At 68.9% G+C, this 25,212-nt stretch carries 28 protein-coding genes; 14 read left to right on the forward strand and 14 right to left on the reverse strand.

Features of this window, described 5'->3' with window-relative positions; genetic code table 11:
• The first annotated feature begins 106 nt into the window (after positions 1 to 106).
• Positions 107 to 562: a DUF1877 family protein gene (locus tag ACFYXF_RS44130; protein ID WP_389358534.1), complete on the forward strand. Its 456-nt coding sequence runs from the start codon at positions 107 to 109 to the stop codon at positions 560 to 562.
• 1,684 nt (positions 563 to 2,246) lie between these two features.
• Here the strand turns inward: ACFYXF_RS44130 and ACFYXF_RS44135 are convergent.
• On the reverse strand, positions 2,247 to 2,465 hold the full coding sequence (locus tag ACFYXF_RS44135) for a helix-turn-helix domain-containing protein (protein ID WP_389358536.1): 219 nt from the start codon (positions 2,463 to 2,465) through the stop codon (positions 2,247 to 2,249).
• A 178-nt stretch (positions 2,466 to 2,643) separates the two neighbouring features.
• Positions 2,644 to 4,020, reverse strand: a complete 1,377-nt coding sequence (locus ACFYXF_RS44140; protein WP_389358538.1) for an FG-GAP and VCBS repeat-containing protein — start codon at positions 4,018 to 4,020, stop codon at positions 2,644 to 2,646.
• 419 nt (positions 4,021 to 4,439) lie between these two features.
• Here ACFYXF_RS44140 and ACFYXF_RS44145 point away from each other — a divergent pair, with 419 nt between their 5' ends.
• Positions 4,440 to 5,114, forward strand: coding sequence for a Uma2 family endonuclease (locus ACFYXF_RS44145; protein WP_389358657.1), 675 nt, complete (start codon positions 4,440 to 4,442; stop codon positions 5,112 to 5,114).
• Between the two features lie 154 nt (positions 5,115 to 5,268).
• On the opposite strand, the gene ACFYXF_RS44150 is transcribed toward ACFYXF_RS44145, so the two are convergent.
• The 4 genes from ACFYXF_RS44150 to ACFYXF_RS44165 form a co-directional block, all read right to left on the reverse strand.
• Positions 5,269 to 5,706 carry a DUF6461 domain-containing protein gene (locus ACFYXF_RS44150; RefSeq protein ID WP_389358540.1) on the reverse strand — a complete coding sequence of 146 codons (438 nt, stop codon included), beginning with the start codon at positions 5,704 to 5,706 and terminating at the stop codon, positions 5,269 to 5,271.
• Positions 5,697 to 6,431 carry a DUF4253 domain-containing protein gene (locus ACFYXF_RS44155; protein WP_389358542.1) on the reverse strand — a complete coding sequence of 245 codons (735 nt, stop codon included), beginning with the start codon at positions 6,429 to 6,431 and terminating at the stop codon, positions 5,697 to 5,699. The genes ACFYXF_RS44150 and ACFYXF_RS44155 overlap by 10 nt, the downstream gene beginning before the upstream one ends.
• Positions 6,432 to 6,651: 220 nt before the next feature.
• The gene (locus tag ACFYXF_RS44160; RefSeq protein WP_389358544.1) at positions 6,652 to 6,969 is read right to left on the reverse strand and encodes a helix-turn-helix domain-containing protein; all 318 of its coding nucleotides are present in this window, start codon (positions 6,967 to 6,969) and stop codon (positions 6,652 to 6,654) included.
• Complete coding sequence (locus ACFYXF_RS44165) at positions 6,966 to 7,352, reverse strand: type II toxin-antitoxin system RelE/ParE family toxin (protein WP_389358546.1); 387 nt, start codon at positions 7,350 to 7,352, stop codon at positions 6,966 to 6,968. Before ACFYXF_RS44165 ends, ACFYXF_RS44160 begins: the two co-directional genes overlap by 4 nt.
• Before the next feature lie 185 nt (positions 7,353 to 7,537).
• Here ACFYXF_RS44165 and ACFYXF_RS44170 point away from each other — a divergent pair, with 185 nt between their 5' ends.
• Positions 7,538 to 8,197 (forward strand): maleylpyruvate isomerase N-terminal domain-containing protein, encoded by a 660-nt coding sequence (locus ACFYXF_RS44170; RefSeq protein WP_389358548.1) that lies wholly within the window; start codon positions 7,538 to 7,540, stop codon positions 8,195 to 8,197.
• A gap of 18 nt (positions 8,198 to 8,215) precedes the next feature.
• Here the strand turns inward: ACFYXF_RS44170 and ACFYXF_RS44175 are convergent, their stop codons facing one another.
• The 7 genes from ACFYXF_RS44175 to ACFYXF_RS44205 all read right to left on the reverse strand — a co-directional run bounded on the left by ACFYXF_RS44175 (position 8,216) and on the right by ACFYXF_RS44205 (position 14,110).
• Complete coding sequence (locus ACFYXF_RS44175; RefSeq protein WP_389358550.1) at positions 8,216 to 9,019, reverse strand: hypothetical protein; 804 nt, start codon at positions 9,017 to 9,019, stop codon at positions 8,216 to 8,218.
• Between the two features lie 57 nt (positions 9,020 to 9,076).
• Positions 9,077 to 9,811 (reverse strand): hypothetical protein, encoded by a 735-nt coding sequence (locus ACFYXF_RS44180; protein ID WP_389358552.1) that lies wholly within the window; start codon positions 9,809 to 9,811, stop codon positions 9,077 to 9,079.
• Positions 9,812 to 9,926: 115 nt separating this feature from the next.
• Entirely contained in the window at positions 9,927 to 10,706 is a 780-nt protein-coding gene (locus tag ACFYXF_RS44185) for a succinate dehydrogenase iron-sulfur subunit (RefSeq protein ID WP_389358554.1), read from the reverse strand.
• Entirely contained in the window at positions 10,706 to 12,460 is a 1,755-nt protein-coding gene (gene sdhA, locus ACFYXF_RS44190) for a succinate dehydrogenase flavoprotein subunit (RefSeq protein WP_389358556.1), read from the reverse strand. The genes ACFYXF_RS44185 and sdhA overlap by 1 nt, the downstream gene beginning before the upstream one ends.
• Positions 12,461 to 12,501: 41 nt before the next feature.
• Positions 12,502 to 12,993 carry a succinate dehydrogenase hydrophobic membrane anchor subunit gene (locus ACFYXF_RS44195; RefSeq protein WP_235475348.1) on the reverse strand — a complete coding sequence of 164 codons (492 nt, stop codon included), beginning with the start codon at positions 12,991 to 12,993 and terminating at the stop codon, positions 12,502 to 12,504.
• Between the two features lie 5 nt (positions 12,994 to 12,998).
• Positions 12,999 to 13,379: a succinate dehydrogenase, cytochrome b556 subunit gene (gene sdhC, locus ACFYXF_RS44200; protein WP_105973587.1), complete on the reverse strand. Its 381-nt coding sequence runs from the start codon at positions 13,377 to 13,379 to the stop codon at positions 12,999 to 13,001.
• Between the two features lie 206 nt (positions 13,380 to 13,585).
• Complete coding sequence (locus ACFYXF_RS44205) at positions 13,586 to 14,110, reverse strand: 2-oxo-4-hydroxy-4-carboxy-5-ureidoimidazoline decarboxylase (RefSeq protein WP_389358659.1); 525 nt, start codon at positions 14,108 to 14,110, stop codon at positions 13,586 to 13,588.
• A gap of 224 nt (positions 14,111 to 14,334) precedes the next feature.
• Here ACFYXF_RS44205 and ACFYXF_RS44210 point away from each other — a divergent pair, with 224 nt between their 5' ends.
• The 9 genes from ACFYXF_RS44210 (at position 14,335) to ACFYXF_RS44250 (ending at position 21,718) form a co-directional block, all read left to right on the forward strand.
• Entirely contained in the window at positions 14,335 to 16,047 is a 1,713-nt protein-coding gene (locus tag ACFYXF_RS44210) for a glycoside hydrolase family 20 protein (RefSeq protein ID WP_389358558.1), read from the forward strand.
• Positions 16,048 to 16,175: 128 nt separating this feature from the next.
• The gene (locus ACFYXF_RS44215) at positions 16,176 to 16,904 is read left to right on the forward strand and encodes a DUF4328 domain-containing protein (protein WP_389358560.1); all 729 of its coding nucleotides are present in this window, start codon (positions 16,176 to 16,178) and stop codon (positions 16,902 to 16,904) included.
• A 131-nt stretch (positions 16,905 to 17,035) separates the two neighbouring features.
• Complete coding sequence (locus ACFYXF_RS44220; protein ID WP_389358562.1) at positions 17,036 to 17,575, forward strand: hypothetical protein; 540 nt, start codon at positions 17,036 to 17,038, stop codon at positions 17,573 to 17,575.
• 76 nt (positions 17,576 to 17,651) lie between these two features.
• Positions 17,652 to 18,236, forward strand: coding sequence for a hypothetical protein (locus tag ACFYXF_RS44225; protein WP_389358564.1), 585 nt, complete (start codon positions 17,652 to 17,654; stop codon positions 18,234 to 18,236).
• A 120-nt stretch (positions 18,237 to 18,356) separates the two neighbouring features.
• Positions 18,357 to 18,764 carry a DUF6278 family protein gene (locus ACFYXF_RS44230; RefSeq protein WP_389358566.1) on the forward strand — a complete coding sequence of 136 codons (408 nt, stop codon included), beginning with the start codon at positions 18,357 to 18,359 and terminating at the stop codon, positions 18,762 to 18,764.
• Between the two features lie 114 nt (positions 18,765 to 18,878).
• On the forward strand, positions 18,879 to 19,469 hold the full coding sequence (locus tag ACFYXF_RS44235; RefSeq protein WP_389358568.1) for an RNA polymerase sigma factor: 591 nt from the start codon (positions 18,879 to 18,881) through the stop codon (positions 19,467 to 19,469).
• A complete protein-coding gene (locus ACFYXF_RS44240) occupies positions 19,466 to 19,651 on the forward strand; it encodes a hypothetical protein (RefSeq protein ID WP_389358570.1) in 186 nt (61 codons plus the stop codon). Before ACFYXF_RS44235 ends, ACFYXF_RS44240 begins: the two co-directional genes overlap by 4 nt.
• A 289-nt stretch (positions 19,652 to 19,940) precedes the next feature.
• Positions 19,941 to 20,603 carry an RNA polymerase sigma factor gene (locus tag ACFYXF_RS44245; RefSeq protein WP_389358572.1) on the forward strand — a complete coding sequence of 221 codons (663 nt, stop codon included), beginning with the start codon at positions 19,941 to 19,943 and terminating at the stop codon, positions 20,601 to 20,603.
• Positions 20,603 to 21,718, forward strand: a complete 1,116-nt coding sequence (locus tag ACFYXF_RS44250) for a hypothetical protein (RefSeq protein ID WP_389358574.1) — start codon at positions 20,603 to 20,605, stop codon at positions 21,716 to 21,718. Before ACFYXF_RS44245 ends, ACFYXF_RS44250 begins: the two co-directional genes overlap by 1 nt.
• Positions 21,719 to 21,985: 267 nt before the next feature.
• Here ACFYXF_RS44250 and ACFYXF_RS44255 read toward each other — a convergent pair whose 3' ends face one another.
• On the reverse strand, positions 21,986 to 22,816 hold the full coding sequence (locus ACFYXF_RS44255; RefSeq protein ID WP_389358576.1) for a L,D-transpeptidase family protein: 831 nt from the start codon (positions 22,814 to 22,816) through the stop codon (positions 21,986 to 21,988).
• Positions 22,817 to 22,896: 80 nt separating this feature from the next.
• Between ACFYXF_RS44255 and ACFYXF_RS44260 the strand changes: the two genes are divergently transcribed.
• Complete coding sequence (locus ACFYXF_RS44260; RefSeq protein WP_389358578.1) at positions 22,897 to 24,477, forward strand: methylmalonyl-CoA mutase; 1,581 nt, start codon at positions 22,897 to 22,899, stop codon at positions 24,475 to 24,477.
• Between the two features lie 74 nt (positions 24,478 to 24,551).
• Entirely contained in the window at positions 24,552 to 25,202 is a 651-nt protein-coding gene (leuE, locus tag ACFYXF_RS44265; protein WP_389358580.1) for a leucine efflux protein LeuE, read from the forward strand.
• Positions 25,203 to 25,212: the final 10 nt, after the last annotated feature.

Below are 25,212 nucleotides of genomic sequence, written 5' to 3' on the forward strand. Positions count from 1 at the left end.
CACGACTGGTCTCAAAGCCCATGGGGGTCGAGTGACTCTTCAGTGATTCCCGGTCTGACGCCTCTGCTAGCCTACTGATCTCACCCTGAGCGGAGGTTGGTTTCCGGTGAATGTCTCGTTGTTCCCTCTGTCTGCAGAGGAAGTACTGTCCGGGTTCGACTGGGTTATTTCTCGATTTCAAGACCTGGAATCCGATGCGTCCGAGGCGATCTGTGATCTCGGTGAGGACGGCGAGGTCATCGAGAATTTCTTTGCGCGAGTCGGGGCGAGTGATGTCGCGGCACTTGCTATTTCAGGCGGAGCCCTACTTGGGGACGATGATTTTGGCACGGTCTGCACATTTCTGACGGCAGGGCAGGTGAAAGAGGTGAGTGAATTCCTCTCCTCTATCAGTGTGCGGGAAATCATGGGTGTGGCTCCGGAGGTTTTGAATGACATCATTCGGGGCGGAATCCCTGATGGCTATTTGGATGATTTGGAAAATTCCCTGATCGACTTTTGGAAGGTTTACGAGTTGGCGGCTCGTGGCGATATGTGCGTTGCTCAGATTTATGAGGGGTGAACTGTAATACAGTCTGTCCTCTGGTGAGGCGACTCGCAGCTAGGCTGATCAGCCGTGCAGGTCTGGCTCCTGAGGGTCCGCCGTGTTCTCTTCAGCGGCCTGGTTTTCTAGAGTGGCGAGCTTCTCGTAAGCGGGTGCGGGCAAGCGGGCGCCCCGGCTCACCGCGATCCGATGCGTGTTTGCAAGGGTCTCGCTCAACTGGACTGCCAGTAGGTGAAGTTCACCGGGATTCCAAGCTTGTTCAGCAAGGAACTGGTGCGCTTGCTTGATGAGGTCACTGGGGATCTCTAGTTGGGCCGCCTCCATGTCGTCGGCGAGACGTGATACGTATCCAGTTCCGCCGCGGACCGGATAACAGGGGTTCCCCTCGGGGCTGGCCCAAGGCAGTAGGTGTACCTGCTCCGTTGGGGCTCACCACGCTCGTCCGGCCATGTCCTGGATCAGCACTGTCCCTGCAGAGCGCGACACCGTGATGGCGGCAGGCAGACTTGCGGCTGATACCCGCACGCCGCGGCTGACGGATCGGGAATATTGTTTGCGGTGATGGTCAGGACCAAGCTGTGACGGGTGTGGCGATGGCTGGAAGGTGCGGGCGATACCGTGCGGTGTGTTGGTGCTCCTTGACAGCTCTGTTGCGTCCCTGGAGCGGCGATCGGTCACGGGTTACTGGCTGTGTGTCAGCCTGCCGATTACCGAAGCCCTTAGGTTGCACCGAAGGGTGCAACTCCACGCCGTCACAACGTGTTAGATCCCGACCCACTCTGCGTACTGGGTGAGAGAACTGTTCCGGGTGCGCGCGCCGCTTGAGTGCCAGCACGGTCTCGCGCACCGTCGGGTGGCACCGGGTCTGCTGTGGTGCGACCCGACGGGCGCGTTGCAGGCAGTCCAGAGCTTGTTCGGGTGGTCCGCCCAAGTGTGGGCACGGCCGAGGTCGATCCAGTGATGCCCGGCTCTGGAGCGGGTCCAGCCGCGTGGAATCCGTACATCCTTGGCAAGTTCGACAGCGCGCACGAAGTCGTCCATTTCCGAGGCGATGGCCACAGCGTGCACGCCGACGTTCACCCGGTCCCCAGGTCACTCCGAAGTCAGGCAACTCTCCTGCGGCCCGCGCGAGAGTACGGGCCTCAGCCAGACGGACGTCCGCATGTTCCCGGTCCTTCATCCGTCCAGCGATCACCGCAGCCCGAAGACGCATCACGCCCCGCATGGCCTCAATACCCGCTGGCCGGCGAGCATCTTGGACATCAAGGTTTCTGAGCGCCGTGTCGATCACACGCATGCCTACGTCGTACCGGCCGGACGACATCGTCGTCTGTGCACGAAGGTAAGCATGCAGGGCGGCCACCCAGCTCGTCGGCGAGTGGTGCCGTCCAAGCCAACCGATCCAGTGCGACGGTGGTGAGATCGATGTAGCCGAAGTTCCACGCCACCGTGAAAACGCACCGGAATGTCCCCGCCAGACACTCGTAAGCCAACCGCTGCTCCTCGCCAGAGCCTGCGTGCATGGGCTTGCACCGACTCGTCGATCAGGCCGGGCAAGTCCCGCACCATATCTGCGTACTGCGCTGGCGACGCTGGACGAGGGCCTGCTGTACGTCGGCACGGATGAGCGTGACAGGACGTGGCGCCGTGCCCCAGTCCAACGCGACATCCCAGTTCTCCAACCCCTCACGGATTGGCTGTATCAACGCGTCCATGCGATCGCGGCGCAACTCCTCCGCGTACGGCTGGCCCAGCAGGTCGGACGTGGAAACGTCCAGCGCGCGCGAGCACAGGCGGCGACGAGGGCGGGGGAGGCGGGCTTCTGTCCGCACTCCACCTTCGACAGAAGCGACTTGGAGATATTGGAGCGCATCGCGAGCCCCTGCTGAGCGAGCCCTCGCTGCTTGCGGATGCGGGCCATACGCGACCCGGTGTGCTCCTCAATGCTCTGCGGCGACACGGCGAAGTGCGTTCTGCGGCAACACTCAGACTGTACCCCCGGCCGACAGTCCCGGATCGGGCAAACGGTGATCACCCAGCGACTCCCGGTGACCTATGTCGAACGTCGGTCACCGGGCCCCTCATCGCGTCAGTTCCCCCTACTGCGGAAACTCCGCCCGAACCCCCACCTCACTCGCAGCCCCCACCGTCACACCACTAGCCCCCGCCGACCGAAGCAGCACGTTCCCGCTGCCGTTCTGCCCCGAGATCAGAAGGTCCGCGTCACCGTCCCGGTCGATGTCCCGCAGGCGGACGCCCAGGCCGAACATCTGGTACTGCCCGGCATTCCCCGGCACTCCCGCCGTAGCCCGTGTGAACCACTTGGAACCGGCGCCGGTCAGGCCGTTCCTGCTGCCGCGCAGGACGTGGACGCCGCCCGCGTTCGCGACCGAGCCGACCTTCTCCGACGAGGCGCTGACCGCGAGGTCCGGATAGCCGTCGCGGTTGGTGTCGCCTGCCGAGAGGGAGTAGCCGAAGGCGTCGCCCTGCGTGGGGTTCGTGGCGACGCCCGAAGTCGCCTGCGTCAGGCGGGAGTACGTGCTCACCGGGCCGGTGGCGCTCCCGCGCAGGATGACGACCGAGCCGGCGCTCTTGCTGTGCGGGACGTCGCTCACCGCGAGGTCGCCGTAGCCGTTCTTGTCGAAGTCGGCGATGACGCCCGTCGGGCCGTAGTCGGGCTGCGCGTTGTTGTATGTCGTGAGCCTGCCCGACGTGATCGTGGCACCGCCGCGCAGGAACCAGGCCGCCTGGGTCGCCTTGTCGCCCTTGTAGCCCTGGCCGAGGACGTACAGATCCGTGGCGTTGTCCTTCGTGACCCGTCCGGCTACGAGCGCGGTGGTCTCGCCCAGGTCCCGGTGGTCGTGCTTGGTGACCCTGCCCGTCGTACCGGCCGGGCCGATCCCGCCACGGTAGATGTAGACCGTTCCGACCCCGTCGGCGACGGCCAGGTCGGGCTTGCCGTCGCCATTGAAGTCGCCGGTAGCGAGCGCGGTGCCGAAGCCGTAGTAGGCGTTGGCCGCGACGGGGATACGGGTCGCCTTGGCACCCAGACCCGCCTTGGCGCCCCACAGCACGGTGACCGCGCCCGCCGCGACCTTGCCGCCCACCTTCTCGGACCGGTCGCCGACGACCAGGTCGGCGTACCCGTCCCGGTTGAGGTCGGCGTTCGCGAGAGAGCCGCCGAATCCGTCGGCGTACCCTCCGGCGTCCCCGGACGTGCCCGGGATGCCCGCGCTGTTCTGCGTGAACCTCTTGGTCTTCGTACCGGGACCCGTCGCGGTCCCGTAGGTCACGGTGACCGAGTCGCCGCCGTCCCCGAACGCGTAGTCGCGGAAGCCGTCGCCGTTGTAGTCGTCGGCGTACTTGGCCTGGGTGGCCGCGGTCACGGAGCCTGCCGACAGGGTGAGCAGGCCGCCGGCCAGCGCGACGGAGGTCGCCGTCGCGAGGACCAGGCGACCGGTGGTGCGTATGGACATGTGTCTCCTGCGGTACGCGGGGCCTTGTGGCTGCCCGCGGTGGTCTGGTCGCTTCCGTCCGGACATGGCTGTACTGCCTTTCCGTACCGCCAATGAACGGCGTCCGGGTACCGGAGTCGGTTGCGCTGGTCGGGGCGGTGGCGTCGCCGCCGGAACGGGAAGCGCAGGTAGGACCCGCGATGTACCCAGAAGGTTGTACGCCTGGGCTCAGCGGTTTTCATGCGGCAGGGGTTCACCCACGCGGTGATCGATTCCCTCCGAGGGCGAGGACGGCTTCGCCGCCGGCCGCAGCCCGGCGAACTCCTGGCGGTCTCCATCGGCCTCGGCCGGATCGAGCACAGGGCGGCGGCCGGACAGCCCGGCGCTATGGTGGAAGAAGCGACACGCTCTGTAATCAGTGGAGGACCGTGGTGACCATCATGACCGAGCGTCCGACAGCCATAGACGCAGCCATAGATGCTCCTGCGACCGGGTCCTTCGAGGAAATGCTCCGGATCGTCGAGGAGATGGACACACCTGTCGGCTACAAGGCCGAAGTCATCCGGGGGAAGATCGTCGTGTCGCCGTGGTCGAAGCTGCGTTACAAGAGGGTGATGAAGGCTCTGCGGTTGCAACTGGAGCCCCACGTCCCAGAGGGGCACGACGCAGATGTGGCGCCCTTTCTCTTCAGGTTCCCTGGATTCGAGCGCGGCTTTGGGCCTGGCCTCCACGTCGCCGACGAAGCGGCCTTCGACGACGAAGGCCGCCACGCCGATGCAACCGCCCTCTCCCTCGCCGCCGAGCTGACCTCCGACTCCACCAAAGATGTCGACTGGCTCGACAAGATGGACACTTACGGGCGGATCGTGCCCGTGTATCTCCTGCTCGACATGAAGATGCAGGAGATCAACGTCTTCTGGGATCCGTCTCCGAAGGGTTACCGGTCGCGGACCAATGTGCCCTTCGGGCGGCCCGTGCGTGTCCCCGCCCCGTTCGACTTCGAACTCGACACATCGGCGTTCATCATCGAGGCCAAGGCGGAAGCCCAGGGAACAGTTGTCGGGAACAGCGACGACGACGGGAACGACGCCGGTCGGGGCACACCGGACGCTTGACATACGGACAAGGCCCCGCCCCGGCGCGTGACCGGAAAACGGGGCCCTGACCGCCGTAGCGGCGAACTCCGTTCTGCGGCGACACTCAGACGGTACTTCTGACCGACGGTCCCAGAACTGGAAGCCACAGTGGTGCATGGCGTCCAGGAGTTCGTCAGGGGGTCGTTCCCCATCGCTGGTCGGGGACTTCGGGCTCGAACGTCAGACGGTTGACCGTGTCCTCGGCCCAGAGGAATGTACAGACGCCGTTGATGTTCACGAAGTGCGAGACCCAGCGCGTTCCGGCGGAGGCCGGCAGGGCGCGTTCCTCGGTGACCCCGAGATAGCCGATGGGCTCGATCAGCAGGGTCCAGTCCCCGACGGTGGTCATGGCGACGAACTGCCGGGCGTTGTCCGGACGATCGAGGAGATCGAAGGCCGCGTCCACTATCGCCTCCGTCCCGGTCAGAGAGGGCTCGGCCTTGCCTCCGAGGCGGGCGAGAACCTCTGAGGGAGGCAGATCGCGCACCAGCGTGAAGCAGTACGCCTCCGCGAGATCCGGGAAGAGTTCCTGGAACCACGTGTAGTCGGCGGCGGTTGCGGTCAGTCCCACCAGAACTCCCATTCGTGGCGCTTCATGAGTTCCTCGGGGTACGTCTCCCAGTCCATGGACGGTTCCACGTAGAACCAGTCCGGGCAGGTGACGTAGTGCTCGGCCGTCAGTACACGGGCCTGGTCGATGTCCGTCGGCGGCGCGGCGACCGAGACGTGGAGACTTCCGTGTCCGAAGCCCACGACACGGACTCCGAACCGGTCCTCCCAGGAACGGAGTACCGCCGACAGCTCTTGCGCGGTGATGTGGTTGGCCGGTCCGGCCCAGTTGAGGGCGGCGGGTGCGTCGGCGCCCCGGGAGACCTCCACCAGTGCCAGACACTGGGCCCGGCTGCTGCGGACCAGCGCGGTGGCGAGTTCCCCGGCGGGCAGGGCGACGTCCGTCGCCACTGAGGCGGGCGCCGCCAGGCCCGGCCACTCCTCGAAGGGCGGCCACGCGTCCTTCGTCCACTCACGCCGGAGGCAGTAAGCGGCGTCGGCGCCCGCCGCATAGTCGCCCCCTACTCCTACGGGCTCGAACGAGTCGTCCGGGTACTCGAGCAGCAGCGGATAGAGACCGGTCTCCGAGTGTCTGGAGTACAGCCGTGCCCACCAGTCGGCCGCGCCCCGGACCGGCCCATCGCTCAGCCACACCAAAGGATGCGGATCCTGGGACGGACCCACCAGGCGGCCCGGCGGCAGATCCTCCGGCAGTCGTTCGTGATGTTCCTGGAGCGGTTCGGACATGAGGGGACCCTACGAGGCACCACTGACAATGCCCCCGGATTCCCTCCGGATCCCCCGGATCTACGCCCCGCCGAACCCGTCCCTCACAACCTCCCGAGCCGCAGTCCCCCGCGCGCCGGCCAACTCGGCCGCGCAACGCGCCTACGCGGCGCTGACGTTCGTACTCGAACTCGGGGATGGAGTTCATGTGGGCGGCCAACTCCTCCCACAGACCGTCGCCTTACGCCACGATCACCCGAGTTCCGTTGAAGTTGGCAACGACCTCCAACTCCCCGCCCAGGGCCGCGACGTAGGCAGCCACAGTTCCCACCTCTGCGGATGATGTCCTGCCGCGCTCGATGGCGGACACCCGTTCCTGGCGTACGTGCATGCGGTCGGCCACTTCGCGCTGGGTGAGCCCGAGCTGGCGGCGCATCTCCGCGAGCCGGTGTGCGCGTGCCTCCGCCACCATGCGCCGGGCTCCCGCGGAGATCTCGTCGAGGTCCTCGGAGTCGAAGACCTCCTCCTTGACCTCGTCCCAGGAGTGGAAGCTGGTCATGTTTGTCCCTCCTTCTGCTGTCGTTGCTTCAGGTGAACGAGCCAGTCTGTGTAGCGGGCTTCAGCCAAGGGGATGGAGCGGCGGTACCACTCGGTCCACTGACCCGCCTTGTCGCCGGCCACGAGAAGGACCGCGCTGCGCTCCGGATCGAAGACGAACAGGATGCGGATCTCGCTGCTTCCGGCGGAGCCGGGGCGCAGCTCCTTGAGGTTGTGCAGGGTGGACCCCTTGATCCGGTCGACCAGCGGGCGTCCGAGGTCAGGGCCCTCGTCGACGAGAGCCTGGATCGCCTGCCCTACGAGCTGCGCCGTGGCACGGTTGTCCTTGCGAAGTTCGTGCAGCCAGTCGCGAACCTCCCCGGCCATTTCAAGATGCCAGGCCATCTGCCCTCATCCAGTAGTACGCTTCCATGCTAGTACCCTGGCGTACTGCTGGCCATGTCGGAGGGAGCATGACTCCGGTTCACCCGTTCGTGGCCCGCCTGCTCATCGCTCTCTTTCCAGGTACATGAGCCGACCGCCCCGATCCGCCTGTCCGCCCTTCCGTTCCGGAGCTAGCGTGTCGGACCGTGGACCTCTTCTCCCGTTCCTGGACCGCCCTCCTCACCACCGTCGCCCACCTCCCCGACGACGACTTCGAGCGCCCCTCCGGCTGCACAGGCTGGCTGGTCCGGGACCTCGTCTGCCACCTCGTCATCGACGCCCAGGACGTCCTGATCACCCTCGCCACGCCCACCGACGCCGAGCCGACCGTGGACGCGGTCACCTACTGGGACGTCCTCACCGAACCCCCGACCGGCGACGACCCCCTCGACGCGCTCATCCCCCGGCTGGCCGCCGCCTACGGTGACCCGGCGCTCCTCAAGTTCCACCTCGACGACGTCGGGTCCGCCGCCGGCCGCGCCGCCCACCTCGCCGATCCCGCCGCCCGTGTCAGCACGCGCGACGAGGTGCTGACCGTCGGCGACTACCTCTCCGCGTACGTCCTCGAATGGACGCTTCACCACCTCGACCTGATCGCCTACCTGCCGTACGAGTCGCAGCCGCCGCCCGCCGAGACCCTCGCCGCCGCGCGTGCCTCGCTCGAGGCGATCACCGGGACCCCGTTCCCCGCCTCCCTCTCCGACCGGGACGCCCTGCTGATCGGCACCGGACGCCGTACCCCGACGGACGCGGAGACAGCAGCCCTCGGTGACCTCGCCTCCAAACTCCCCCTCATCCTCGGGTGAAGGACCCCCGGCGCGACCTCAACACCCGCCCACGCGCCGGGAACTCACCACCACGTCGTCCATCCGCACGTCGTACGACGACGGCGTCGGATCCCCCTGATACAACTGCCACCCCACCTTCAGCTCATCGAACGTCGGGAACGTGAAGTCGGCGTCCTGCGCGCCCCCGTGATGGGTCGCGTCGACCGTCAGGTCTGTCTGCTCGACCCCGTCGAAGTACACCGTCACCCGGTTGTCCGCGCCGTCGAGATGGAATTCCACGCACTGCCAACCACCCGCCACCGCTGGCGCCGACGTCTTCCACGACGTCCAGTCGCCCGTCGGGCCCAGATCGGAGCCGACGCCCCAGAAGTTGCCCTGGTCCGTGGGGGCGTACTGGCCGCCCAACGGACGTACGAGGGTGGGGGAGTCGGCGCCCGAGGCCTCCGCGATCGTCCAGTGGGCCCAGTCGGGGGCCGTCGGGAACGCGTCCACGCGTAGGCGCAGACGGGCCCAGTAGCTGTTGCCGGGTACCGGTGGGGTGGGGAAGACCACGAACGCGCGGCCGTTGCCCTCCGTACGGATGCGGAGTTCACGGCCCTTGCCGGTCGAACTCGGCGCGACGGTCAGGGTGCCGTCGGAGGTGTCCGTCGTCCAGCCACGGCCTGCCGTGACCGGGCCGAGGGGGAGGCGGTCGAAGTTCTCCCGCGCGAAGGCAGCGAATGCCTTGTGCGGGGCGGGAGTCGCCGAGGCAGTGGTGGGGGGTGTCGCGAGCAGCGTGGCCGTCGTGGCCGCTACGGCCGACAGCACTGCGATCGATTTCCTCAGGCTCAGGTTGGTCATGTGCCCAGTCTGCAACGGGAGTTGACCAAGTTCCCAGCCCTGCAGCGCAGTTGTGGATCACACCCGCACGATGCCCACCGCCCCGCAGACCCCCACCACGTGGATCGTGAACCCCTTTGCCGAATCCGGGGAATCCTCCGGCTCGACCGGGTCCGCCCCCGTCTCCCCTATATGCGTCAGCACCGCTCCCGACATGTGCACCCGCACAGCCCGGTCCCTCGGGACCGTCACCTGCACATGGCCCCCGACCACCGTGAGACGTACGGTCGTCTCGTCCTCGTCCGACGCCTGCGTCAGGTCGGCGCGCAGGTCGCCCAGTACCGCGCGGACGGTGACCGTCCCGTGCGCCCCCTTCGGCATGACGACCCGGCCCGTCGTCAGGAACCGGCTCCAACTGGTCGTCCGTACATCGTGCGAGGCCGCCAGCGCGAGCCCGGCACCGGCGATCACCAGTACGGCGGGCAGGGCGATGTCCTCCACCTCCTGCGGGCCCACGCTGTCGGACATCGCCAGCCCGACCAGGGCCACGGCACCGAGCACGAGCGGGCCGATGTACGAACCCGTCGGCATCGCCGAGCGGAGCACGTTGAGCACGGCCAGCGCGAGGAGGATCCACGGCCACCGGTGGACGCCGAACGCCAGCGCCTCGCCGACCCTCCGGGCCGCGTCCCCGGCGACGAAACAGCCCGCCGCGAGCAGGACGATCCCGGTCCACACCCGAAACCGCGACCCCTGTGACGCCCGGTTCTCGAAGCCGTCCACCATCGCCCGTCCACTCCCAACGATTCCCATTGCCGCCGCAATCGTAGTGACCGGCCGCAAGGCCCATAACGCCAGGTGGCCGTGCCTCTGTCGATACAGAGGCACGGCCACCGGAGGGCAACGGGAGTAAGAATCCCCGGAGAGATCAGAAGCGGCGCGTGATCAGCGCCCTCTTCACTTCCTGGATCGCCTTCGTGACCTCGATGCCGCGCGGGCACGCGTCCGTGCAGTTGAACGTCGTCCGGCAGCGCCACACGCCGTCCCGGTCGTTCAGGATCTCCAGCCGCTGCTCGCCCGCCTCGTCACGCGAGTCGAAGATGAACCGATGCGCGTTGACGATCGCCGCCGGCCCGAAGTACTGGCCGTCGTTCCAGAACACCGGGCACGACGACGTGCACGCTGCGCACAGGATGCACTTGGTCGTGTCGTCGAACCGCTCCCGGTCCTCCGCCGACTGGTAGCGCTCGCGTGTCGGCTCGTTGGTGTCCTTCGTGATGAGGAAGGGCATCACGTCGCGGTACGCCTGGAAGAACGGCTCCATGTCGACGACGAGGTCCTTCAGGACCGTCAGGCCCTTGATGGGCTCGACCGTGATCGGCTTGCCGGGGTTGATGTCCTTGATCAGGGTCTTGCAGGCAAGCCGGTTCTTGCCGTTGATCCGCATGGCGTCCGAGCCGCAGATGCCGTGCGCGCAGGAGCGACGGAACGTCAGCGAACCGTCCTGGTCCCACTTGATCTTGTGGAGGGCGTCGAGGACGCGTTCCTTCGGGTCGATCTCCAGCAGGAAGTCTTCCCAGACCGCCTCGGCCGCCAGCTCAGGGTTGAAGCGGCGGATGCGGAAGGTGACCGTGATGTACGGGGAGTCGGCGAAGCCGGGCTCGGGCTCGCCGGCCGCGTCCGCCTTGTCCAGAACAGGGGTTGCCATCAGTACTTACGCTCCATCGGCTGGTAGCGGGTCTGAACGACCGGCTTGTAGTCGAGACGGATGGACTCGGTGCCGTTGTCGCCGACTTCGCGGTACGCCATGGTGTGGCGCATGAAGTTGACGTCGTCGCGGTTCGGGTAGTCCTCGCGGTAGTGACCGCCGCGCGACTCCTTGCGGGCCAGGGCCGACACCGCCATGACCTCGGCGAGGTCGAGCAGGTTGCCCAGCTCGATGGCCTCAAGCAGGTCCGTGTTGAACCGCTTGCCCTTGTCCTGGATCGACACGTTCCGGTAGCGCTCGCGGAGTTCCGCGATCTTCTCCACCGCCGTCTTGATCGTCTGCTCGGTACGGAACACCATGACGTTCGCGTCCATGGTCTCCTGGAGTTCCAGGCGCAGCGCGGCGACCCGCTCCGTGCCCGTGGAGTCGCGCAGGTGCTCGACCTGGGAGACCACCAACTCCGCCGGGTTCTCGGGGAGTTCGACGAAGTCGGCCTTCTGGCTGTACTCCGCCGCCGCGATCCCGGCCCGCTTCCCGAACACGTTGATGTCCAGGAGGCTGTTCGTGCCCAGGCGGTTGGCGCCGTGGACCGATACGCACGCGACCTCGCCGGCCGCGTACAGCCCGGGGACGACGGTCGTGTTGTCGCTCAGCACCTCACCCTCGACGTTCGTCGGGATGCCGCCCATCGCGTAGTGCGCGGTGGGCTGGATCGGGATCGGGTCCGTGTACGGCTCGATGCCCAGGTAGGTGCGGGCGAACTCGGTGATGTCGGGCAGCTTGGCGTCCAGCTGCTCCGGCGGGAGGTGGGTGAGGTCGAGGTAGACGTGGTCGCCCTCGGGACCGCAGCCGCGGCCCTCACGGATCTCCGTGTAGATGGACCGCGAGACGACGTCACGCGACGCCAGGTCCTTCATCACCGGCGCGTACTTCTCCATGAAGCGCTCGCCGTCCTTGTTGCGGAGGATGCCGCCCTCACCACGGGCGCCCTCCGTCAGCAGGATGCCCATGCGCCAGATGCCGGTCGGGTGGAACTGGAAGAACTCCATGTCCTCCAGCGGCAGCCCGCGCCGGTACACCGCCGCCTGGCCGTCACCCGTCAGCGTGTGCGCGTTCGACGTCACCTTGAAGAACTTGCCGCAGCCGCCGGACGCGTAGATCACGGCCTTCGCCTGGAAGACGTGGATCTCGCCGGTCGCCAGTTCGTACGCGACGACGCCCGCGGACCGCTTCACACCGTCGACCTCGACGATCAGCTGGTCGAGGACGTAGAACTCGTTGAAGAACTCCACGCCCTCCTTCACGCAGTTCTGGTAGAGCGTCTGGAGGATCATGTGACCGGTGCGGTCGGCCGCGTAGCAGGAGCGGCGGACGGGCGCCTCTCCGTGGTTACGGGAGTGGCCACCAAATCGCCGCTGGTCGATCGTGCCGTCGGGCGTCCGGTTGAACGGCAGGCCCATCTTCTCCAGGTCGAGGACCGAGTCGATGGCCTCCTTCGCCAGGATCTCGGCGGCGTCCTGGTCGACCAGGTAGTCACCGCCCTTGATCGTGTCGAAGGTGTGCCACTCCCAGTTGTCCTCCTCCACGTTGGCGAGCGCGGCGGCCATACCGCCCTGCGCGGCGCCCGTGTGGGAGCGGGTCGGGTAGAGCTTCGTCAGTACGGCGGTACGGCTGCGCTTCGTCGACTCGATCGCGGCGCGCATACCGGCGCCGCCCGCGCCGACGATGACGGTGTCGTATTTGTGGATCTTCATCAGGATTTCCTCAGTCCCTCAGCACCGTGGCCATCAGACTTCTAGCGGATGTTCGGGTCGAAGGTGAAGATCACCAGCGTGCCCAGCAGGATCGTGAACACCGTGGCGGTGTAGAGCAGGCCCTTGAGCCACAGCCGGGTGTTCGCGCGCTCCGCGTAGTCGTTGATGACGGTGCGCAGGCCGTTGGCGCCGTGCAGCATCGCCAGCCACAGCATCAGCAGGTCCCAGACCTGCCAGAACGGGGAGGCCCAGCGGCCGGCCACGAAGGCGAAGCCGATCTTGGAGACACCGCCGTCCAGCACCAGCTGGATCAGGAGGTGGCCCAGGACCAGCACGACCAGGACGATGCCGGACAGCCGCATGAACAGCCAGCCGTACATCTCGAAGTTGCCCCGGGTGGACTTGGGGGTCTTCTTCGTGCGCTTGCGCGGGGCCTCGATCAGGGGCGCCGGGTTGTCGACGCCGTAGCCCGAGAACGCGCCCGCGCCCTCGACGGGGCCGATGCCCGAGGCGGTGGATTCAGTCGTCGCCATGTGCGTCAGCTCCCGAACAGTTCACGAGCGGCGTGGCCGAGGACGGGGTAGATCGCCCCGATCATCAGTACGACCCACAGGCCGACGACGGTCCACAGCATCTGCTTCTGGTAGCGCGGGCCCTTCGACCAGAAGTCGACGGCGATGACGCGGAGACCGTTGAGCGCGTGGAAGAGGATTGCGGCGACGAGGCCGTACTCCAGCACGGCGACGATCGGCGTCTTGTACGTGGCCACGACCTTGTCGTAGGCCTCGGGGGAGACACGGACGAGAGCGGTGTCCAGGACGTGTACGAACAGGAAGAAGAAGATGAGGACGCCGGTGACTCGATGAGCCACCCAGGACCACATTCCTTCCCGGCCGCGGTACAGCGTTCCAGCCGGCACGGAAAACCCTCCGGGAGCGGGGATTGGGGCCGCGCCGGCTTCGGTGTCGGACGGGCCCGGCCGGGTACGGTCCACCGGCCCCGGCCATCGTAGCGACGAGTTGTCGGAACGCTTACAGCGGGCCTACTGATGTGATCAAACAGGCTCTTACGGGCTACTGAGTGCGGCTACTGGGGTGGGGGTGCGGTTGTCTGCCGGGTGACACGTCAGTTGTGGCTGGTCGCGCAGTTCCCCGCGCCCCTGAGCGTGCCCACCAACCGTTCTCCTGCCAGGCGCCGCAGTTCCTCCGCTGCCACCACCCGCTCTTCCTCCGGGTCGTTCGTCAAACGTGACCGGATCGCGGCCAGGATCGTGTTCAGCACCTCTGTGGGAGGGGTGCCGTCGAGGCAGATGACGAACACGTGTCCGAATCGGGCCTCGTATGCCGCGTGCGCAGCCCCAAGCGCGGTGTGCGCCGCCGCGTACACCCCGTCTGGCAGCTCGGGCAGGGACTCCGCCGCCAGTGCCTCCGACAGGTCCGCCGGGGTCAGGTCGTAGGCCGCCTCGTCCGCTGCCGCCAGGAGGGAGTCCAGGTCCGGGTAGGGGCGGTGGTCGGTCAGGCGGCGGGCCCAGCGGAGGCTGCGCAGGCAGGTGAGGAGTGCGCGCTCGATGTCCGCGGCGGGCTCGGTGTTGAACCGTTCCAGGCTTGTCGGCGTAGGAGAGGGGGACTCGGCGCGCGTCTGGGCCGGCATGGCGAGCCGGCCGGTGAGGTGGGGAAGACGGTGCGCGGGCAGCGTGAGTCCTAAGGAGTTCTGGGTTGCCGTGTGGGAAGTACCGCTCACATTATCGAGAGTGGTCAGGAGCTGTCCCTCGGGCGTCTGAATTTCACCCGAACGGGATAGTTTCGGAACGTACGGTGGACCTAGGAGGTGCGTGGCATGCGGGCGATACGTGAGGCTCGTGCAGGTGGGAACCGATGACCGGGCGGCGGCGACGAGCCCCCGATCGAACCCCTGTCCGGAAGACGCACGGGCAGGGGTCCCGGTTGCTTCTCGGGGCCGGTGTTCTCGTGGCCGTCGGTGCCGTGGGCGTGAGTGTCGCTTTCTGGCCGGTCGGAGACACCGGCCCGGCCACCGCTGGCGACCCCGCGTCGACCGGCGCGGCCCGCTCCTCCGAGGTGTCCGCAGCCGACTCCTCCGCCCCCGCCGCCGTGTCCCGCACGCCTTCCCCCACCCCGACCGTCCCCGCCCGCGTCTACCCCCTCTCCAAGACGCCCCGCACCATCCCCGCCGTACGCGAGCACATACCCGCCCGGGGCCCCGGCTGGCGCCCTGCCGCCACCGCCCGCGTGGTCGTCACCGCCGGTGCCCTCGCCGACGAGGGGAAGCTGCTCGCCGGTGAGCTGCGGATGGCGTACGGCGGGACCGGCGCCCCCCGTGCCGGGGACGTCCAGCTCAAGCTGGACCCGGGGCAGGCGGCGAAGGGCCCCGAGTCCTACACCCTCACCGTCGCCAACCGCCGTGTCACCGTCGCCGCCCCCGCCGAGGCCGGCGTCTTCTACGGCACCCGCACCCTCAAGCAGGAGGTGAGCGGCAAGGGCACCGCGCCCGAGGGTGTCGTCCGCGACCGGCCCGCCAAGGCGCAGCGCGGGCTGATGCTGGACATCGCGCGCAAGCACTTCACGGCGGCCTGGATCGAGGACCGCGTCCGCGAGCTGGGTGACCTCAAGTTCAACGAGCTGGGCCTGCACTTCTCCGACGACCAGGGTTTCCGGATCGCCTCCGACAGCCACCCCGAGGTCGTCTCCCAGCAGCACCTCACCAAGGCCGAGGTCCGCCGCATCCTCGCCCTCGCCGCGAGCCGGCACATCACCGTCGTGCCCGAGATCGACTCCCCGGGACACCTGGGCGCGGTCCTCGCCGCCCACCCCGACCTCCAGCTGACCAACGCGCAGGGCGTCGCGGCGCGCGGGGCGATCGACATCTCCAAGCCCGGGGCCGCGAAGATCGTCGACGATCTCCTCAACGAGTACGCCGACCTGTTCCCCGGTGCCTCCTGGCACCTCGGCGGCGACGAGTACCGGGCCCTGACGGTCTCCAGCCCGGCCGCCTCCTACCCCCAGCTCGCCGCCGCGGCCACCGAGAAGTACGGGTCCGGGGCCGGTGTCTCCGACCTCGCGACGGGCTGGCTCAACGACCGGGCGGCCACCGTCCGCGCCCACGGCCGCACCAGCCTGCGCGCCTGGAACGACGGTTTCTATCAGTCCAGTTCGGTCCAGCCGGGCAAGAACATCCAGGTCGCCTACTGGACCGGCAAGGAGATCGGCGCCCGGCAGCCGGCCGGGTATCTGAGCGCGGGCCGCAAGGTCGTCAACTACAACGACGAGTACCTCTACTACGTGCTCGGGCAGCCGAACACCTTCGTCTATCCCACCGGCGAGCGGATCTACAAGCAGTGGACCCCGCGCGTGCTGCGCGGCAGTACGGCCGTCTCGTCGACGTACGACAGCCAGATACTCGGCGGGGTCTTCGCCGTCTGGTGCGACCTCGCCGGCTCGCAGACGCAGAACCAGGTGGCCGCGGGCATCCGGATGCCGTTGCGGGCGACCGTCCAGAAGCTGTGGGACCCCCGAGCCCAGCCTTCTCTGTCCTGGACCCAGTTCAAGGCCCTGGCGGACCGGCTGGGCTGAATCCGGCTGGACGGGCGGGTCGGGCGACCCGTAAGTTCCGCATAAGTAACACCAGTCGCACAAGCATTCGTGTGTTGGGCGTGCCCCCGGGGATGGGGGCACGCCCGACTTCTTGTCGGGGGATCCGCATGTCCAGCAATCACAGCCAGTTCTCCGCGCCGACCGGCCCCGTCTTCCAGCCGCACGGCCCGGCCTGGCTCCGTTCCCCGGTCGGCCTCGGCAAAGCAGTCGCCGCGCTGCTCGGCGTGGTCGTCGCCGTCGATCTCTTCGCCGTCTACGCCGATCTCACCATGTACGACGTGACGGGCTCCCTCGCGAACGACGGCGCCGACTACGACGACTACGCCGCCCTCATGCGCGACGCCGACCACGCCGACTCGCTCTACGCCGCCGCCGGATACCTGCAGTCCGCGTCCCTCGTCGCGACGACGGTCGTCTACCTGATCTGGTTCCTGCGCGTACGGGTCAACGCCGAGGTGTTCAACCCGTTCGGGCACAGCAAGAAGCGCGCCTGGGCCGGCTGGGGCTGGTTCGTGCCGGTCGTGAACCTGTGGTTCCCGCGCCGGATCATGCTGGACATCTGGGACGCGAGCAGCCGCGCCGGCACCCGCGCACCGCAGGGGCTCGTCAACACCTGGTGGACGCTGTGGATCCTCGCGCTCCTCACCAACCGGGCCGGGTACACGGCGTACCGCAACGCCGACACGGCCGACGAGATCCAGGACGCCGTCGGCCAGGTGCTCCTCTCCGACGTGGCCGACGTCGCCGCTGCCGTCCTCGCGATCCTCGTCGTGCTCCGGCTCACCCGGATGCAGCACGAGAAGGCGTCGCGCGGTCCCGCCCCCATGAGCGCCTGACACGCCGGGCGCGTCGGATCACTGGCCAACTCCCTTGTGGCTGTGGTGTATTCGGCGCGGGTAGAGCGAGAAGAGCGACAGCGCGAACAGAGCCGTAGAGCGGGCAGAACCGAAAGGCCGGGGGGAAGGCATTGGGTTACTGGGGCTACTTGATCGTGGGCAGGAGCGAGCGGCCGCTCGCCGAGACCGACGCCCTGCGCGCGGTGCGCGACGGGCTGACCTCGCGCGAACGGCGGGACGACGGCTGGCAGGTGTGGGAGTACCCGAGCGGCGACGGTGACGTCGGCAGCATGAACACGCTCGCCCTGGAGACCGACGCACCCGCGCTCTTCGGGTACGTCATGGACAGCCGCTGTGTGGTGCTGGAGGCGGCGGCACCCGAGAGCGGCGCCTGGACCACCTGTCTGGCCCGCGAGGCCATGGCCGGGTACCTGGGCGCCGGACAGGGCGAGGGCGACGACGAGGAGGGGGAGGAGGACGGCGTGCTCGCGCTCGACGACTACTTCCTGGAGCCCGCCGACGCTGCCGGACGCGCGGTCGACTGGGCCGCCGAGGCCGGCCACACGGTGAACGCCGGACCGCTCCTCGACGTACTGACCTCAGAGCCCGACCCATTGGCCGAAAACCTGTTCTTCCGGTTCCTGGACCGACTCGGTGTTCTCCCGCTGTGACGCGCCGGGTACGTTGCACGCAGTAAGGGAAAGCGCGGGCTCCGTAAGGGTCGGCGCCCTGGCGAAGGAGGCGTGCATGAGCCTGGTGGAACTGATCGCTCGGGCCGACGAGCGCGGTCTGACAGCCAGCGGACTGGCTTGTTTGGATCGGTGCGTGGCCCTCCTGGGCGGCGACGACGAGATCCTGCGCCCCCTGTGGGCCAGTCTCGCCGACGGCAGTGACGCCGGGGAATGGACGGCCCGGCTGGAAGAGGCCCGGCTCAAGCTCGACCTCGACGAGCCGGACGTCCTGACCGTCTCCGGCGCCTCCGACGAGGGCGAGGCCACCCTGCTCGCCCGGCGGATGCTCGCCGCCGCGCCCGCGACCCGGTCGGCCGCCGGGGTGCGCGAGTGGGCCGACGCCTGCTCCGTCGCCGCGCTCCGCATCCACCGCCTCCTGGACGCCTCCGCCACCGGCGCCTCCTCGGTCGACTCCCACCGGGAAGGTCGTACGGAGGACATGTCGCCCCTCGTCGCGGCCGAACTGCGGCGCCAGACCAGGGTCCTGGAGCTGCTCGCCGAGCACGGTTCCGGTGGACTGCGGCAGGCGATGGCGGTGTCGACGGAGGGGCGGCGCGTACTGCGCGCGGTGGTGTCACGACGGGCCCGCGGACGGGCCTGAACCCCGGAAACGGGTAGCTCCTGTGACTGTCCCGTGGTCGTCCTGGGGCGGTCCCGCACCGATCCCGGGCAGTCGCGGAAAACGAGTGACAACGGCCGCCACCTGCACGCTTCCTGGAGTGTGACAGCACACCGAGCAGCAGCACACGCAGCCCGAGCGACCCGCGCGCACGCCGCCACGAAACCCGTGCGCTGGGCCGCCGACACCGTCGCGACGATGCGCGAGGGCGCCCGGCTGCGCCTCGACTACTCGACCCAGAGCCTGTGGCGCGTCGACCGGATGATCGAGGAACTCCGCCGTGAGCAGCCGCCGTACGCAGCCGTGGAGTCGGTGCTGCGCGGCTTCGGGGCGTACGCGGGCGAGGTCATCGTCCGGCGGTCCGGGGGCGCCGAGTGGCTGGAGGCGGACGGCGGGCACTGGGTCCGTACGGCCGACGGGCGGCTGTGGGACCCGGTCGACGAGGCCCGCCGCTGTTTCGCCGGACACGGCTCGCTGCGGCTGCTGTGCCGGGACGCGACGGCCGTCTGAGCCGACGTGAGCTGTGACACTTCCGCGCCGGGCGACGCAGTTGCCCATGAGGACAGGCGGTCGAACAAGCGCCCGTACTCCCACTCGGTACGCCGGTACGGACGAGGACAGCGCTTGGGCCAGGGACGACGGGAACCCCGCCGCGTACAGGCGTACGACGAGGAGCTGGGCGAAGCCGTCGGGCGCGCCCAGAACGGCGACGAGGCGGCCTTCGCGGTCGCGTACCGGATCGTGCAGCCCGGACTCCTCGGCTATCTGCGGGGGCTCGTCGGCGACGAGGCGGAGGACGTGGCGTCCGACGCCTGGCTGGAGATCTCCCGCGACCTGGGCCGGTTCAAGGGCGACGGAGCCGGTTTCCGCGGCTGGACGGCGACCATCGCCCGCAACCGCGCCCTGGACCTGCTGCGCCGAAGACGGGTACGGCCGCAGGGGACGGCGCTCGAAGAGGACGTACTGGAGCTGCCCGGCCCGTACAGCACCCCGGACCAGGCCCTGGAGACCCTCTCCACGGAGTACGCCCTCGGGCTGATCGCCGGACTCCCGCGAGATCAGGCCGAGGCGGTCCTGCTCCGCGTGGTCGTCGGCCTCGACGCCTCCGCCGCCGCCCGCGTCCTCGGCAAACGCCCCGGCGCGGTCCGTACGGCCGCACACCGGGGCCTGAAGCGCCTCGCCCGGCAACTGGGGGATCTGGGGGAACCGACATGAACGGCGACGACACGGCAGACGCCCGACGGGCCCGGGAGCGGGAACTGGCAGGGCTGCTCGCCGCCGCCCTGCGCGCGGGTACCGGGGAGGGGGAACGGGCGGCGATCGCCGCGTTTCTGCTGGCCAGGGACTCCGGGGCACACCGGACAGCACCCACCCGGCGCCAGGACGACTGGCGGTGAACGGGGGTCTCGTACCCGATGACGGCCCACTGACGGCCCGCCGATGGCAACGGCCGGAGCCGCCACCCCCCACAGGAGAGGCCCCGGCCGTCGCGCGGCACGGGCCGCGCGGCGGCCCGTATCTCCTACAGCGCCGCGCGTGCGTTTTCTGTCACACCCTCAGCGCGTCACGGGTTGGTTGCGCGTTGTACGGACATGGACGAGCAGCGGTTTCACGCCGTAACGTGCCTTTCGCTACAGGCTGCGGACGACAGGAAACTGCATCCACTGAGGTCTTGAGGTGTGCTCGGTGCAGGGGGACGACGCGGAGCTGACCACCGCGGTGCTTGCGGCACAGGCCGGGGACGAGACCGCGTTCCGGACTGTGTACCGCTCGGTGCACCCACGGTTGCTCGGGTACGTACGGACGCTGGTCGGCGATCCGGACGCGGAGGACGTGACGTCCGAGGCCTGGCTGCAGATCGCCCGCGACCTGGACAGGTTCGACGGGGACGCGGACCGGTTCCGGGGCTGGGCCGCGCGAATAGCCCGCAACCGCGCCCTCGACCACATACGGATGCGCGGGCGCCGCCCGGTGATAGGCGGCGACGAGACCGAGCTGTCCGGCCGGGCCGCCGACTCCGACACGGCGGGCGAGGCCATGGAGTCCCTGGCCACCGACCGCACGCTCTCCCTCATCGCCCAGCTGCCGCAGGACCAGGCCGAGGCCGTCGTCCTGCGGGTGGTCGTCGGCCTCGACGCCAAGACCGCCGCCGAGACCCTCGGCAAACGCCCCGGAGCCGTACGTACGGCGGCGCACCGCGGCCTGAGACGGCTCGCGGAGTTGCTCGGGGCGGACCCGGAGGCGACCGCCGCGCTCGACGCGCTGCCGCCCCAGCGGGAACCGCACGGACCTGCGGTGACGTCGGCCGGTGTGACGCATACGCGTTCGCGGACGCAGAAGGACATGTGATGGCCGACGACGACCGGTACAGGTGGCTGGACCGCGCCACGGCGGAGCGTTTGCTGAGCGGCGAGCCGCTGGAGGCTTCACCGGCGTCCGCAGACCCCGAGACCCGCGACCAGGCCGAGCTGCTCGCCAAGACCCTGGGCGCCCTCTCCGTGGACGCTCCGCGGAACGGCTGCGAACTCCCCGGCGAGGCCGCCGCGCTCGCCGCTTTCCGCAAGGCCCGCCCGACCCCTGACACGGCTCCCGTGACAGAGGCGGGGCGGGACATGGGTCTCGTACGGGTGGGCGGCTTCGGGCGGTCCGGTTCCCGGGCCCGTCCGGCCCGCTGGGGCCGACCCCTGCGGCTCGGGCTCAGTGCCGCGCTGGCCGCCGGCATGGTCGGCTCGGTCGCCGTGGCCGCCGGCGCCGGAGTCCTGCCGAACCCGTTCCGCGACGACGAGCCGGGCCGTCCCGCCGCCACCGTGTCGGCCGCCGAGCGCGACCCGATGCTGGCCTCGCCGAAGCCGGACCGCTCCCGGGGCAAGGGCGTCCCGTCCGTCCGGCCCGACGGCACGGCCGGGGGCTCCGTCGACAACGGCTCCGCCGGGCGCGAGGAGGCCCAGGAGGGCACGACCGGCTCGGAACAGGGGCCGCGCTCCGACCTGAGCCTGCCCGGCGACTGGCGCAGCGGACTCGCCTCGTCCTGCCGCGACATGCGCAGCGGCAAGAAGCTGGAGGCGGAGCGCAGACGGGCCCTGGAGAAGGCGGCCAAGGGTTCCAAGAAGGTGTCGCAGTACTGCGAGGACACCCTCAAGGACGAACCGGCCGTCAGTTCGAACTCCGACACCGATGCGGAGCCGCAGCCGCAGCCGGGGCCGGGCGAGGGCGACCAGAGCGGCGCCGGGGACACCGGCGGCAAGGGCAACGCCGTGACCGGCGACGACAAGGGCAACGGCGGCGGCGGCGGTGGAGGGCGCGGCAACGGGAACGGCACGGGCCGGGGCGACCGCGCCGCGACGAAGCCGACGCCCGAACCGACGTCCTTCGTCGTCGTCAAGGCGGACGACCCCCAGAACGAACCGGCGCCGGAGGCCTCCGACCCGTCGTACGGCATCCTGCCGCTGCCGACGGCCACCTGACCCCCGTACGACCTCCGTACGTCCCAGGGGCCCATCCCTGTCACCGCACCGCACCGCCCTGACCTGCGAAGACGCGCGCCGCTGAAGCTCTCCCGTGCCGGGTGTGACATTTTCAGCGGCGCCGACGCAGTAGTGAGTGAGCCGACTGGTCATCGGTTCCTCGCACAGAGCCGGGGGTTCCCCCCGTACCTACGGCTCGTGCACCTGGCGCGGGCGGGACACGTTCCCCCGGTCCCGTCCGCGCCCCAAATCACCCTCTCCGCCGCCTCACCAGTAGACGACGACCTTGTCGCCGACACTCACCTGGGCGAAGATCGCGGCGATCGCCAGCTCGTCCCGGATGTTCACACAGCCGTGCGAGGCGCCGCCGTAGCCACGGGCCGCGAAGTCGGCGGAGTAGTGGACCGCCTGGCCGCCGCTGAAGAACATCGCGTAGGGCATGGGGGAGTCGTAGAGCGTCGACACGTGGTGCCGTGACTTCCAGTAGACGCTGAAGACGCCTTCCCGGGTCGGTGTGAACTGGCTGCCGAACCGCACGGCCACTGTCGAGACGGTCCGGCCGTCGACCATCCAGCGCAGCGTGCGGCTCGTCTTGCTGATGCACAGCACGCGGCCCGTGAGACAGCGCCGGTCGGGATAGGCGGCCGGCTGCCCGCCCATCAGGAACAGCTCCCACTGGCCGGGTTCGCGTGTCATCCGCAGCAGCCGCTGCCAGGTGACGGTGTCGGTCTTCCCGGTGCGCGGCAGCCCGCGCTTGCCCTGGAAGCCCTTGACGGCGGTCTCCGTCAGATCGTCGTACGACCCGGTCGGCCCGTCGTAGAGCCAGGCGACCTGACGCAGCCGGGCCTGGAGTTCACGCACGTCACGTCCGCTGTCCCCGCGCGACCAGAGGACAGCGGGAGGAGGGGTGACGGGGGCCGCCTTCCTGGGAGTGGGCGTCGCCGTGGCGTCGGGTCGGTCATCGGGTTTGTCGTCGGTGGGCGGGTGTGAGACCTGGATGTGCACGGGTGACCTGGCGTCGCCGTCCGTGCCGGTGGTCTGCACGGTGCAGCCGCCCAGGGCGAGAGCCGTGAGAACAGCAAGAATCGCCTTTCGCATGCCTGTAGTACGCAAGCCGGACCCCCGAAGCTCATGATTGTTGTGTGCGGCGACTGGCAAGCTACGCGGAGGTACACACCATGACGCGTGAGTCCGAGTCGGGACTACCCATCGAACCGGCGTACGGACCCGGCGCACTCGTGAACTGGGATCCGGCGGAGAAACTGGGCGAGCCGGGCGCGTACCCCTTCACGCGGGGCGTGTATCCGACCATGTACACCGGTCGCCCCTGGACAATGCGCCAGTACGCCGGTTTCGGCACCGCCGCGGAGTCGAACGCGCGCTACCGGCAGCTCATCGCCCACGGCACGACGGGCCTGTCCGTGGCCTTCGACCTCCCCACCCAGATGGGCCACGACAGCGACGCGGCGATCGCCCACGGCGAGGTCGGCAAGGTGGGCGTGGCGATCGACTCGGTGGACGACATGCGGGTGCTGTTCGAGGGAATCCCGCTGGACAGGGTCTCGACGTCGATGACGATCAACGCCCCGGCGGCGCTTCTCCTCCTGATGTACGAGCTGGTGGCCGAGGAGCAGGGAATCCCGGCCGCCCAGCTCACGGGCACGATCCAGAACGACGTACTGAAGGAGTACATCGCGCGGGGAACGTACATTTTCCCGCCGACCCCGTCCCTCCGCCTGACCGCGGACATCTTCAAGTACTGCGGGTCCGAGATCCCGAAGTGGAACACGATCTCGATCTCCGGCTACCACATGGCGGAAGCGGGTGCGAGCCCCGTACAGGAGATCGCGTTCACGCTCGCGGACGGCATCGAGTACGTCCGTACGGCGATCGCGGCCGGCATGGACATCGACGACTTCGCCCCACGCCTGTCCTTCTTCTTCGTGGCCAGGACGACGCTGCTGGAGGAGGTGGCGAAGTTCCGCGCGGCGAGACGTATCTGGGCGAGGGTGATGAGGGAGGACTTCGGAGCCCGGAACCCCAAGTCATGGATGCTGCGGTTCCACACACAGACGGCGGGCGTGCAACTGACGGCCCAGCAGCCCGAGGTGAACCTGGTCCGGGTGGCGGTCCAGGCCCTGGCGGCGGTACTCGGCGGCACCCAGTCCCTCCACACGAACAGCTTCGACGAGGCACTCGCCCTCCCCACGGACAAGAGCGCCCGCCTCGCCCTCCGCACCCAGCAGGTCCTCGCCTACGAGACGGACGTGACGGCGACGGCGGACCCCTTCGCGGGCTCGTACGCCATCGAGAAGCTGACGGACGAGGTGGAGGCGGCGACGCTGACGCTGATGAGGCGGGTCGAGGACCTCGGCGGCGCGGTGACCGCGATCGAACACGGCTTCCAGAAGACGGAGATCGAGCACAACGCGTACCGCATCGCCCAGGAGACGGACGCGGCGGAACGGGTGGTGGTGGGCGTCAACCGCTTCCAACTGGACGAGGAGGAACCGTACGAGCCGCTCCGCGTGAACCCGAAGATCGAGGCGGAGCAGGCACAACGGCTGGCACGGCTACGGGCGGCCCGGGACCAGGCGGCGGTGGACGCGGCCCTGTCCGCCTTGCGGGAAGCGGCCGAGGGCACGGCCAACGTCCTGTACCCGATGAAGGACGCGCTGCGGGCCAGGGCGACTGTGGGGGAGGTGTGCGGGGCGTTGCGGGGGGTTTGGGGGGTTTATGTACCTAGTAATGCGTTCTGAGGCGCTGCGGCAGGCCGTGTCCGCCCCGTGAAATCCCAGCCCGGATTGTCGTACCCCCGTGCGACACTCCCCTCATGTTCGGCGTAACTGACCTCCCCACGTATCTCACCGGCCTGGTCCTCATCGTCCTGCTCCCCGGTCCCAACTCGCTCTACGTCCTCTCCGTCGCCGCCCGTCGAGGCATCCGCACCGGATACAAGGCCGCAGCGGGTGTCTGGTGCGGGGACGCCGTGTTGATGACCCTCTCCGCGGCCGGGGTCGCCTCGCTGCTCCAGGCGAACGCCCTGCTGTTCGGGATCGTGAAATACGCCGGCGCCGGTTATCTGACCTGGCTCGCGATAGGCATGCTCCGGGCCGCCTGGGGCATGTGGCGCTCGCGGCGGGAAGAGGCCGAGATCCAGGACACGGCCGTCGGCGCCGACGAGCGGCCCTATCGCCGTGCTCTCGTCATCAGCCTCTTCAACCCGAAGGCGATCCTGTTCTTCGTCGCCTTCTTCGTGCAGTTCGTCGACCCCGGATACGCCTACCCGGCCGTCTCCTTCGTGGTCCTCGGTGTCTTCGCGCAGCTTGCGAGCTTCCTCTATCTCACCGCGCTGATATTCGGCGGGACCAGGCTGGCCGCCGCCTTCCGGCGCCGTCGGAGCCTGTCGGCGGGGGCGACCTCGGCGGCGGGCGCGCTGTTCATCGGCTTCGCCGTGAAGCTGTCCCTGGCCAGCAGCGTCTAGCCAAGAAGGT

The organism is Streptomyces sp. NPDC002680 (assembly GCF_042889145.1).
Taxonomy (GTDB): domain Bacteria; phylum Actinomycetota; class Actinomycetes; order Streptomycetales; family Streptomycetaceae; genus Streptomyces; species Streptomyces adonidis.